Source organism: Paenibacillus polymyxa (assembly GCF_001719045.1).
Classification (GTDB): domain Bacteria; phylum Bacillota; class Bacilli; order Paenibacillales; family Paenibacillaceae; genus Paenibacillus; species Paenibacillus polymyxa_B.
Map to the genome: position 1 here is coordinate 744,490 of NZ_CP015423.1, position 13,454 is coordinate 757,943.

At 47.9% G+C, this 13,454-nt stretch carries 1 protein-coding gene; it reads right to left on the reverse strand.

Annotated features, from left to right (window positions below; all coding sequences use genetic code 11):
- Positions 1-3 precede the first annotated feature (3 nt).
- The gene (locus tag AOU00_RS03455) at positions 4-13,404 is read right to left on the reverse strand and encodes an SDR family NAD(P)-dependent oxidoreductase (RefSeq protein WP_069289926.1); all 13,401 of its coding nucleotides are present in this window, start codon (positions 13,402-13,404) and stop codon (positions 4-6) included.
- Between the last annotated feature and the right edge of the window lie 50 nt (positions 13,405-13,454).

Here is a 13,454-nt window from a genome sequence, read left to right on the forward strand (position 1 = left end):
TTCTCATTTACGTATACATATATTGAGGATTTCACTGGCAGCCTCATCAACAGACAGGGTATCGTTCATCATTTCATCCAAGAGTCTGCCGCACAATATATCATCAAAGTCTACATCGCTCTCACCTTGCGAAAATAATGCATAGGCTTTTACTTGATCCTTGCTTTCAGAAGTCCAGTAATGCTCTTTAGCAAAAGGGTAGGTAGGCAGGCTGATACGGTGAGGCATCTTCCCTGTGTAAAGTTTTTTCCAATCCAAATTTATCCCTTTGGCCCACAGCTCCAAAAGCTTGGTATATTTCTTTTTGGAAATCCAAAGATCGATCATTTGTTGCAAGTCTTCGTCCCCCGAAAAAATAGACAACGATTCTCTGTTGCGTTTAGCCTGTCCCCTATATAGGTTGAGCATGTTATGACGTCCATCCACAAAACTCTTTAATTTTTCCTCAAGCTCTGCGGTAGATTCCACAAGTACGGCTAAACGCTCCTCCATCGCCTCGCGCCCCACCTGAAGCGTGTAAGCAATATCCGATAGGCTTGCGGAGGATAGCTGACCCTGAAGAGCATTCAGCAGCTGCCGTCCCTTTTCCTTAAGCTGTTCCTCGCTCTTGGCTGACAATACGATCATAGCAGGTCCCTGAGAGTCGGATTCTGTTCCAGACTGTTCCTGATACTCGGGAGTATACTCTTCAATTACGATATGGGCGTTTGCCCCGCCTGCACCAAAAGACGATATTCCAGCCCGTCTTGGATATTCTTTTGTGATTCCATCGCTTGTAATTACCGGTCTCTTCCATTCCTCCAGGCTTTGCTGAACGATAAATGGAGTATTGTTGAAATTAATTTCAGGGTTCAACTTCCTGGAATGTAAGGATGGTACTAGCTGGCTGTGCTTAAGCTGCAACAATATTTTAGTCACTCCTGCAATGCCTGCTGCACTCTCACAATGGCCTATATTCGATTTGACCCCCCCTATGGCGCAGAACTGCTTATCCTTTGTGAATTTTTCGAAAGCCCTTGTCAATCCTGCAATTTCAATAGGATCTCCCAGAGCTGTACCGGTTCCGTGGGCTTCAATATAACTAACTGTCCTTGCATCGACATCCGCACGCTGGAGCGCTTCTTCAATCAACCAGGATTGAGCTTGAGGGCTAGGTACTGTATAACCGCTGGTTTTACCTGAAGCATTAAGCATGCTCCCTTTGATAACTCCATAAATATGGTCGCCATCTGCAATGGCCTTCTCCAGCGGCTTCAACACAATCGCGCCGACACCCTCTCCGTCGACAAATCCATCTGCCTGGTCTCCGAATGACTTACATTCACCTGTTTTAGAAAGCATCGTCATAGCCGACAGCTTGATATAGTGGATAGGATCTACAATTAAGTTGACTCCCCCGGCAATGGCACACTCACTTGTACCACTATACAGACTTTCCAAAGCCAAATGGATCGCCGTCAATGAGGAAGAGCAAGCGGTATCTAAGGACATACTCGGACCTTGGAAATCCAAATGATAGGAAACCCGGTTCGAGATGGAATTATATTGAGGTCCCAAACCGTAATTTCCGTTCATAACACCTGCAAATACACCGACTCTTCTACTCTCACAAAGATTGGCAGGGGTATACCCAGCATCCTCTATGCTTGCATATGCTGCTTCCAGGAACAGTCTTTCCTGCGGGTCCATTGTTTCGGCTTCTGCGGGAGAAATTTTGAAAAATAGCGGATCGAATAAATCAATGCCTTCGATAAAACCACCCGATTTCGTATAGATTGTGCCCCTTTTCCCTTTTTCTTGGTCAAAGTAGGTCTTCCAATCCCAACGGTCTTTCGGAATTTCAGTTATGCAATTTTTACCTTCTCTTAGATTGTTCCAATATTCCTCTATATTACGAGCTCCCGGATAGCGTCCTGACATCCCAACAATCGCAACATCCCTGATATTGGAGGATCGTATCGTTGGCTTTTCCATTGTGCTGTCAGAAGGCTTAAGGAAACGCCCTCCCCGGTCAAACCTCATCGGGACAGTAGCGAGTAATTGCGAAGCAGGGCCCTCTTCAACTCTGGAAGTCTCTTCGATCAACTCCTGTTCCTTCATTCCTACCAGCTTCTTCAACGAGTCCTTTTGCGTTTGAAGAAGGTATGCTACTAGATCATCTATGGTGTTGTACTCAAAAAACAGCGTGCTGGCAAAATCCTCGATGACTTCACGCAAAACATTTGTGATTTGCACTACCAATATCGAGTCAATTCCATACTCTTCCAGGGCAACCGTTGAGTCGATACTTCCCGGTTCCATTTTTAGCGTCTCACCAAGCAAATGTTTAAAGTACGCCGTACTTTTTTCACGCAGCACATGTTCTACCTCTGCTTGTGCTACCTCTATTTTGGGTTGAGTTCGTTGTTTCACTGATACCGTTTCTACGGTTCTTTTCTCTATCAATATTGATCTTCGTTTGTGCTGTCGCTTTTGCCGAACCAAGCCATCGCTTTGGGCTGCAACAATCTGCTGGCCCCAATCATGCGCCTCTTGCGCCGGGAAGAACGCTGCATGGAAACCTTCTTTGTCCAGTACGGTTTCCCATATTTGAGGGTGAAGCCCTGGGCATCCAGGAATACGCCATTCCGGATCCTCATACGCCCACCAGCCATCTAGCAATCCGAAGGTAAGGTGGGTAAACACGCTACTACCTGTGATTTCATTGAGCAGGAGCAAGCCGTTGCTTTTCAAAACCGCTTTTGCATTACGTAATGCCTGACGGATGTCTTTTGCGGTATGAAGCACATTAGCGGCAATGACAATATCATATTTCCCCATCTCAATACCTTGCCCGGCAATAGGTTCTTCAATGTTAAAAATCTGATAGCTGAGATACGGATTATGCGGCCCATACTCTTTTTCCGCGTGCATCAAAAAGGCCTTGGAAATATCGGTATAGCAATATTCCTGAATGTGTTTGCGATATGGGCGTAATTTCAGGAATAGCGTAGCACTGGTCCCTCCGGTGCCCGCGCCGATTTCCAGAATTCTGATTTCCGCAGCGGCGTCGGCCATAATCCTCTCCTGGATATAAGCGGCAGTAGTATCGGCAAGTACCTCATTAAAGTAGTCCACAACCAGATTGTTCTTATAAATTCCTTCCACTAGTTCCATTGAGGAATTGGGGAAGATGATTTCGGTCGCAGGCGATTTTCCGGTAAGCACTTCCGGTAAAGCTCGTAGCGTTGTCTCAACCAAATTGACCCTTGCTCTCATCTGCGGATATTGCAGCCAAGTACGCTTGCGCTCTTCCCATTCCTGCCAGACATCATCTCGATCCGTCAAGCTGGAATCTCTACCTGATAGGTCGTTATCCATCTGTGCCAAAATCTCCATGCTCTCTTTCAGCCATTTGCCATATAGCTCAGGAAGTCCGAGTTTATTTTTGAACTCGTCGACAGACTGACGATCTGTCCCTGATAACCCCATGGACAAGAGCTGCTCCCGCAACAACCTGTGTAGGAGATGTTCCATCTCCCTTTCCTGGAGGTCGCCCATATCGTCTGCGGCATAATTTTCGATAAAATGGCTTCTTGATTGTATTGCTGTAGCAATATTTTCCTGTATATCCCTGAGACCCGGAGCCGAATTAGGCGGGTAGAGATCAATCTCTTCCGTCGGATTAGTCCCTTCCATCTCCAGGTGTCTTGTTGTTTTCATAAGCCCCATTTGGTCGATCGGTGAGGCAAGAAGCGTCTCAAGCGCCTCCATCCCCTCCTGCGGGTCAATGAGCCCAACACCTATTTGCGCCAGTCTGGAGTAGTTTTCTACCTCCTGCCGTCCATTTTCGGAGGCATTGTTTTCGCCGCTCCCCCAGTATCCCCAGTTCATGACCTTCACCGGACAACGCCATTCCTGTGAAAGACGATGCGCAAACGCGTCTTTAAAGCTACTTCCGGCAGCATAGCTACTTTGTCCCGGATTCTTTACATAGGTAATCATGGAAGAGAAGAACAATACGAAATCCAACGGCTCATTTTGGAAGACCTGAGCCATGCGTACACTGACATCAACCTTTGCTGAAAGCCCTGACCGGAGCTCTTCCTCCGTCAAATCTTCCAAGCCCTTCTCCAAAAATGAAATGGCTGAGTGGACCACTCCGTTTATGGTGGAGTACCGCTGTTTTATTTCCTCATATGTCCGCTGCAGCTCCCTTTCGTCTGCTACATCCGCCGTGATATAGCATGGAACAGGTCCCAGGCCTTCAAATCCGTCCAGTTTGGCCTGGATAGAGGCATCCTTTTGCCTTCTGCCTAGCCACACCATCTGGGCCTGGTAGGTACAGGCCATATACTTGCTCCAAGCCTCTCCGATAGTGCCGGCGCCCCCGATGACCACATAGACGCCTCTGGCTTTGTATAGCGTCTGTCCTTTTAAACCTGAAGTCTGTTTGAATGGAATCAATTGCTGCCGATACCACTGCCCATTTCTGAAAACCCACATCCGTCCTTGCCGGTCTGAAGGTAGCGTAAATATATCGGATAGCGGCCAGTCATCATCGGATTGCAGGTCAAGGATACGGATTTTCCAGTTCGGATATTCTTTGGCCATGGTGCCTACCAGCCCATGAAGACTTGCGTGAGTCGGGTTGACTGTATCGTTCTGATCCATCGGCTGAGCTTGATTGGTTATCGTTGTCCAGCCTAGCTTTTTCGTCCCGTATCCCAATAAAAGCATCGCTTTGACCATTCTAAAGAAGAGTAGGACTCCCTGCTCCTGTTCCTTGATCAAGGATTCGGCAATCACCGATTCGACGGGAGCACAGGGTGCAATCCACAGAATATGGTCAACGGCTCCATATTCTTCTACCTTTGAGGCAACTGTTTCAATGGAATCGTGCGCTTGAAGCTCCAAGAAATGCGCCCTAGGATAATACTCCCGGATGGCCTGTCTGTCTTTGACAGTACCACCTGCAATGACCAATCGGTCTGTCGATGACGGGGAAACGACATCTTTTTTTATAGCAGCTGGGTCCCATTTCGGGATGAGCATTACAGATCCCACAAGCGGATCGGCGGCACTTTCTCCTGCCGCTGCGCCTTGTGCATTTTCAATGACGACTTCTCCGTCCAGCGCCCGAGTGGATAATCCTGTTATTCTGACGCAAATAGTTCCTTCCTCATCACACAAGTCAATATTAAGCTTCTGTACCTTGTCTTCTTTCTTGCTGCCCTCGCTGTATTGAATCAACGACCACATGGTCGGGGTGCATGCCCCATAAATCTCAATCTCTTGGAGGGCAAACGGCATATGAGGCGTAGCTGGTACAGCGCTACCCGGCAGCCCTTCTTTCTCTTGGCCCATGATTAGCCCGATGGATGCATGCAAGGCCGAATCCAGCAAGCTGGGGTGAAGAATCAAGCTGTCCGCCATATTAGAAATGAAGGAAGGCAATGCCAGCTCGGCTAGCACCCTGCCCGGATGTGTATATACCTTCTCCACACATCTGTATGCCGGGCCATAATCCATTCCCATTTCCTCGAAGATTTCGTAACATTGCGATCCGTTAAACCTGTGTTGACCAAAATCTTCCTGTAACGCCTTAAGGTTTAGTCTCGGTTTTTGCTCTACGCAAACCTGCACCGCATCACCTTGGCTATGCACGGTATGCCCTCTTTCGCTTCCTACTTGCCCGCTATACACTTCAAAGCTTATTTTTCCGGTGTCTTCCAGGGATAGCCTGGTGTGTACAGGAACTGGCTGGTTGTCCACCACAATGGGCCGAATCCAGTTTACATTTTTCAAACGGATTCCTGTTGTGCTGTTGTCCATATCGCCTGTGGAACGTTCTACAGCCGCCCGTACCATCTCAAGATAGGCTACGCCAGGCAGAACCTTTTGGCCTTTCACAACATGATCCTTGAGGAAAAATTCCTCGCCTGTAAACGTTGAACTGAACCGCTGCTCCAGAAAGTCTGAAGTGTTCTGATGCAGTAAAGGTGTCAAAAAGGAAGATTGGGACGAAGCGGCTTCTGTTATTGCGGCGCTCTTTCCCTCATGTACGGGTATCCAATAACTTTCTCTGGCAAAAGGATAGGTTGGCAGACTCATCCTGCGAGGCTTCACATCCTCATAAAGCTTGTTCCAATCTAAAATCAGTCCCGTAACCCAAAGTTCAGCGAGCTTTCCATACTTCCCTTTGTCCACCCATGCATCAATCATTTTAGCCATATCTTCATCGACTTCCTGAGTGACAAGCCCTCCTCTATTACGCTTTACCTGTCCTCTATACAGTTCTTCTACGCCTTCCTTTTTTTGCAGGAAGCCTTCCAATTTCCAATCAAGCTCTTGGATGGATTTTGCAATGATCGCCAAACGTTCGTCCATCGCTTCCCGCCCGATTTGCAGCGTATAGGCGATATCTGAGAGACTTGTATACGGGTCATTCAGTTCTCTGATTGCAGACAGCAATCTTTGCACCTGCTCCTCCAGCCTTTCCTTATTTTTGGCCGACAACACGACCATAACAGGATTCAGGGATGTAGGAGCAGCTTGCTGCTGACTAGCTTCTTCTGGAATATATTCTTCGATGACCACATGAGCGTTAGAGCCCCCAGCACCAAAAGCCGACACTCCTGCTGCCCTTGGGTATTCTCTGGTTTCACCGTTGATGGCAACTACAGGTCTTTTCCACTCTTCTAATCCCTGCTGAACTTTAAAGGGACTATCGCTGAAGTCGATATTGGGATTTAAGGTACTTGCATGTAGCGAAGGCACGATTTGTTTATATTTCAACTGCAAAAGCACCTTTGTCACCGCGGCGATACCAGCGGCGCTCTCACAATGCCCGATATTAGACTTCGCCGACCCGATTGAACAGAACTGCTTATCCCCGGTATATTTACGGAAGGCCTTCTGTAAGCCTGCAATTTCAATCGGGTCTCCCAGTGGAGTTCCTGTTCCATGGGCTTCTATATAGCTGATGGTTCTGGGGTTGATTCCTGCCTCCTTAATTGCCTGACCAATCACACGGGCCTGTGCGTTGGGGTTAGGTACGGTATAGCCATTGGTTTTCCCCCCGTGGTTCACTGCAGTTCCTTTGATAACTCCATATATCCGGTCTCCGTCTGCTATGGCTTTGGCTAATGGCTTGAGCAGCAAAGCCCCGACTCCTTCTCCCGGTACATATCCGTCTCCCTGTCCGAAGCTTTCACATCTCCCATTGCTTGATGCAAAACTTCCCTGTCCCAACAATAGGTATTTGTTAGGATGGATGGAGACGTTGACCCCTCCTGCTACTGCCAGTTCGCATTCTCCATGCTGTAGTCCATGACAGGCCATATGAATGGATGTCAGTGACGAGGAGCACATGGTATCTACAGCGATACTTGGCCCTTGAAAATTACAAAAATACGATACCCGGTTGGCAACCGCCGAGGCATTCCCGAGAAGTCCAATCATCCTTCCCTTGGCTTGTTCCTGGGCTCCATAGAGTTGATACTCATGGTACATCACTCCGACGTAAACCCCGACATTGCCTTCTATGCCGCCAAGCTCCCGCTCTGCACAAAGGGTTTCTCTCGTATAACCCGCATCCTCTATCGTTTCATAAACGCATTCCAGGAATAAGCGCTCCTGCGGGTCCATCGTTTCTGCTTCCCTTGGCGAAATATTGAAAAACAACGGGTCAAACCAGTCCACTCCATCGATGAACCCTCCCCACTTGCTGTAGGTTTTTCCGGGCTTGCCTCTGTTTTCATTAAAGTACAGACTGTGATCCCAGCGTTCCTTGGGAATCTCTGTAATGCAATCCTTTCCATCCCTTAGGTTTTCCCAGAACTCTCGGATACCCAATGCTCCCGGATATCTCCCCGACACGCCGATAATTGCAATGTCTAATGCCTTCTTCTCCTGATGTGGCTGTATACCTGTCGGTAGAAGCCATGGACGCCTACGATTAGCCGATATCGAGGCTAAAGGCTCTATGGTTGCTTTTATAGGTACTTTCGGGCCTGCATCAGGAGCCGTATTCTTCTCTGTCGCTTCTACAGCATCAATCAGCCGACCGCGATACGATTCAAGGAAATAACCCGTCAATGACCGGAGATTCTGGTATTCAAAAAATAATGTTTTCGGTAGTGAGCCGAAAGTCTTTTCCAATTCATTGGTAAGCTGCATAACCAGTATGGAGTCAATCCCATACCTGTCCATTGGTGCATTTACATCTATACTTTCAGCGGGCAGCTTGATCACGGTTGAAAGTACCGTTTTCAAATAACCCTCCGCTTTTTCCCTTAGCCATTCTTCTCCGATAAGCAGTGCTCCCCCGCTTTCCATTACAGATCGGCCTGAGACATCAGTTTCCGAGAGCTGGCCTAAAATTGCCGCTTTAATCCTTTGGGGATACCCTTCGATCACCATAACCTGACTTCTGCCGGAAGACAGGCTTTGATACAAAGCTTTGATTCCATTCTCCGTTTGCATGGCAATCATGCCTAGGCCTTGCATCGCCCTTTCCGTTTCCAGGTCGACATGCATGCCTCCATCCTTCCAGAGAGGCCAGTTTATCGACAGCGTTTGCCCCTGGCGCTGCTTTGCTGTCACCAAAGCATTTCGATAGGAGGCATAGGCATCCATAAAGCCATTAGCAGCGGAGTAGTCAACCTGTCCTACATTGCCAAGGCTTCCTGCGCCCGAAGAAAATAAGATAAAGAAATCCAGGGGCAGGTCTCTGCTGGCCTGGTCCAGATTCATCACCCCTGAGACCTTCGGAGTCAGCACTTCTCTAACCTCTTCTTTAGTCTTCTTGATGATGAAGTTGTCCCGAATCACTCCGGCTGTGTGCAAAATACCGTTAAGGCCGCCAAATTGCTCGACGATGCCATGAATTAGCCCGGTAACCGATTCGTTGTGGCCCACATCTGCCTGTTGGTACTCTATATGACCACCCAGCGCTCTCAGTTCGTTTAACAGAGCCTTTTGGTCCGCAGAAAGTGATGACCGACCCACCAATATGACGGTGGAGTTTTTCACATTGCGCACAATGTCTCTGGCAAAAATAAGCCCCAGACCGCCTAAGCCACCAGTAATGAGATAGATCCCACCATCTCTCCACGGCAGGTCTGCATCTTCACGTAAGGCTTCAATTTCTTGCCATATTAAAACCTGTCGTTTGTCCCCTTGGTACCGTATCCGTTCGTTATACCGGCCACTCCGGTTCCCTTGTAGTTTCTCAATGATTCTTTCGACATCATCCTCCACATCAAGCTCAAGCAACTGACCCATGACATTCGGATTTTCTTTTTGAGCGGTTTTCAGCATTGCAAAGAGCCCGGAATAAACCTGTTGGTCCTTCCGAGCGTGGGTTGCCAGCTGTATCAAAACTTTCTGTTTGGGTATGTCTAGCAGGATACTTTGCAATTCTTCAAATATCTGAATGGTATAATCTTCAAACCGACCGTCCATATCCGCGCTGGAAGACTGTAAAACAAGGCAGCGAGTACCATCCATGTGGGCTTCAATATCCTCCCCGGCGATACCATCCACTTCACACAGGATCACAACATACCGGATATCTTCGTTTGCGTTCACCCCTGCGGTGACAGGCATCTCCTGCCAGACAGGTTCAAGCATCAGTGTACCCATATCCTCAGTGATGCTGGCTTGTCCCACATCTCCTTCCAACGCTCTGGATAAAAGTCCTTTGAACTGCACGCAAATCTTTCCGGTCTCATCGCACAGATCAATATCCACCTTACTTAATCCATTCGACGTCTCTTCACTCCCATGTTGCGAGATCCGGGCCCACATCACTGGAGTGCATTTTTCGGATATCTTCAGTTCCTCCAAAGCAAAGGGTAACGCAGGCTTGCCTACAGGCAAATTTTCTTCCGAACCCATTACCAAGCCGATTGTGGCCTGCAAAGTTGAATCCATCAAAGACGGATGCAGAACAAATTCAGTTTGAGTATGGAGTACAGAGGATGGTAAGGACAGCTTGGCCAGCACGTAATCCTTTCCTCGGAAGATTGCCTCAATACCACGGTGTGCATGTCCATAGTCTATCCCCATGGCTCTGAAAGCTTCATAGCATTGGCTTGAAGAAAGTGGTGTACGGGTACATTCTGCCCGTAAGACATTCAGGTCCAGATACTGTAGCTCGCCCGCCCTCTCCAACACAGCGACTCCCTGACTGTGTATAATGCCCTCAGCATCGGCTCCTTCCATCCCGCTGCATATTTCAAACGCAATCTCTCCATTGTCCTGGGGATATAGACTGATGAGTACCCTCACCGGTCCGTCTGCTACAACCACAGGCCGGGCCCATACGATATTTTTTAGCCGAATATGGGTCTCGCCTTCTACTACAGCCCCCACTGCCTCTTCTACAGCTGCTCGCACCATTTCGAGGTAAGCCACCCCGGGTAATGTTTGTTGACCCTTGATTCTGTGGTCTGACAGGAAAAACTCCCGGCCCGTAAAAGTAGAGCTATAACGTTGTCCGGAGAGGTCGGAAATATTCTGATGCAACAAAGGATGAATTTGGGCAGTCATAGCTGGATTTACACTGCCTTGTCCAGTGTCTGTTTCGGATAACCAATAGCGTGCCCTTTCAAAAGGATAGGTCGGCAGACTGATTCGTCTGGGCTTGGTATCTCCATAAATTGCGTCCCATTCAATGCTTGCGCCATTGGCCCACAATTTGGCTACCTTATCAAGTCTTTTTTTCTCAGTCCAGGCCCGAACCAGGGTTCCGGTGTCTTCGTCCGAATCCAAGAGTTCGATTCCGCTACCTGCATAGTTCACACGGCCGATCAGCACTTTTTCCGACGAGCTTCCGTTAATAAAAAGTTCAAGTTCATCTATCAGATTTTCTCTTGAATCCGTCAAAAACGCGAGACGCCAGTCCATAGCCTCTCTTCCCACTTGCAAGGTATAGGTCAGGTCCGTCAGATTAACGCTTTCGTGCAACTTAACAAAATTCATCATATCTGCTGCATAGGTTTTCAAGGATTGTTCACTTTTAGCGGACAGCACAAATAGTCCCGGGTTGGCTTTACCCACTGGGGGTAGATTCACCGCAGAGACTACAGGAACATATTCTTCAATAACCATATGAGCGTTAGTGCCGCTAAATCCGAAGGAACTTACGCCCGCACGCCGCGGTACTCCCGGTTCGGGCTCCCAGCTTTGCAGACCGGTGTTAATGTAGAACGGGCTATTCTCCAGAGAAATATGCTCATTTAAGGATTCGAAATGGATGGTAGGCGGCAATTGGCGGTGCTTCATGGCCAGCAGCACTTTCATCACACTGGCCACCCCGGCCGCAGTCATCATATGACCCATATTGCTTTTCAGTGACCCCAATGCGCAATAGCCCTTCTTGCTTGTATAGGATCGGAATGATTCCGTAAGTCCCTCCACCTCGATAGGATCACCCAGCTTTGTTCCTGTCCCGTGAGCCTCGACCATGGAGATGGTTTCGGGATGAATGTTAAACCGTCGATATACGTCTTTTTCCAGCGAGATTTGTGAATTTACACTTGGGGCAGTTATTCCGTTGGTTTTTCCATCCTGGTTCATTCCCCATCCCCGAATAACTCCATATATGGAGTCCTTGTCTCTGACTGCATCAGAGAGCCGTTTTAATAAAATGACCCCAACTCCTTCTCCGGGGACAAACCCGTTTGCACGGGCATCAAAGGTAAAGCACCGTCCATCCTTGGACAGCATTCCTGCCTTGCTAGTCATAACATGCATTCCCGGACCAGCCATAATCATGACTCCGCCTGCCAAAGCAAGGTCACTTGTTTCTAAAAGGAGACTGTTGCAAGCTTCAGCAATGGCCACCAGAGAGGAAGAGCACGCGGTATCAATAGCCAAAGAAGGACCTTTCAAATTTAGCAGATACGAAATCCGAGCGGATAGAATTGAAGGAGACCCTCCCATGAGAACCTGCGCATTTAACCCCTGCCCACTCATGGACCTCCCATAATCACTGGCTGCACAACCTACAAAAACACCGCATCGGCTCTCCGACAGTGAGGCTGGATTTAATCCGGCATCTTCAATGCATTTCCAGCTGCTTTCAAGAAACAGGCGCTGTTGAGGGTCCATCATCTCTGCTTCAGCAGGGGATATATTAAAGAACAATGGGTCAAATTTATCTACATCCTCTAAAACACCCATCCATTTGCTATAGGTTTTTCCCTGAGCCTTGGGATCGGTATCGTAATATTCATCGATTGACCATCGCGTTGAAGGGATTTCCGATATACAATCCCTTCCCTGAGCCAGATTGTCCCAAAATTCAGCCAAAGTCCTGGATTCGGGGAATTGCCCTGCCATACCAATAATCGCGATAGACTCCTTATGTTCCTGACCGCGCGGCATATCTGGCATAGCTTTTTTAGAATCAATATGCTTGACCGTTTTGTGGGAATCATTGCTATTCGGCAGCTGTCCATAGGCAAATTGAATCCGTTCTTTAACCTCTTGCTGATTTACAAACGTTTTATCCTGCATTTTTATTTCTTTTTCAATGGTAGCCGCCAGCTTTTCTCTTATCGATTGAGCCATATGGTTTTTCAGCTCAATTAATGACTCCCTGGGAGACTCGGACAGTTTTCTTGCCAGCTGCATGGCGTACGGCACCACTTCATTCCTCGGCACAACAGGAAAAGGAACCCCTTTGGTTTCCAGTTCCGAACCGCTATATCTAGTACCTGTAAATAAAATTTCCTGTGCCATACTAACCCCGAATTTCTCAGGGAAAATCAGGGTTGAACCCGCTCCTGGGGTAAAGCCGTACTTCATAAAGTTAGTAGTATAGGTGCTTTCCCGACTCATCACGATAAAATCGCAAAACATCCCCATGCACCAGCCAGCACCAATCCCATGTCCCTGCATAGCAGCGATGACGGGCAGCTTGCAATCCAAAGCAATCTTGTAAACATTGGTATCGCTATATTTCGCCTTTCCCTCATGGATAGCCAGCAATCCCTCTTGGGTGCCTCCTGTGGCAAAGTAGGTGTCATATCCCGTCAGAATCACAACTTTATAATTCTCGTTAGCCTGCACTGTCTCAAACGCCTGATTCAGGCCAATAATCAGTTCATCGGAAAATGTATTTTTGTGCGCCGTGTCCTTCATTTTCAATAAGACAATCCCGTGCTCAAATTCCTGCAATTCAACCACAGACTGTACCTTTATTTTGGGGGGGCTTATCTCCTCCCCATCCTCCGGCGTGTGGAAGCTGTCCAATGGTTGCAACGTGAAAGCCATTCTTTCTGATAATTCCTGTGGACTGGCTTCCAATGATTCATCCGGGAGCTCGCCAATAAATTGAAGCAATTGTTTTTCAGCATCTTCATAATTTATTTCCCCTGCTTGCACCGCACGAAAAATATCTTTTGAATCCATAAACATGTCCTCCTAGCTGTATGAAATAGGACAAATATTGTGTTGGCTGT

Excerpts from the sequence above, each read along its gene's own strand:
- AOU00_RS03455 (WP_069289926.1), bottom strand. The coding sequence starts at position 13,404 with ATGGATTCAAAAGATATTTTTCGTGCGGTGCAAGCAGGGGAAATAAAT.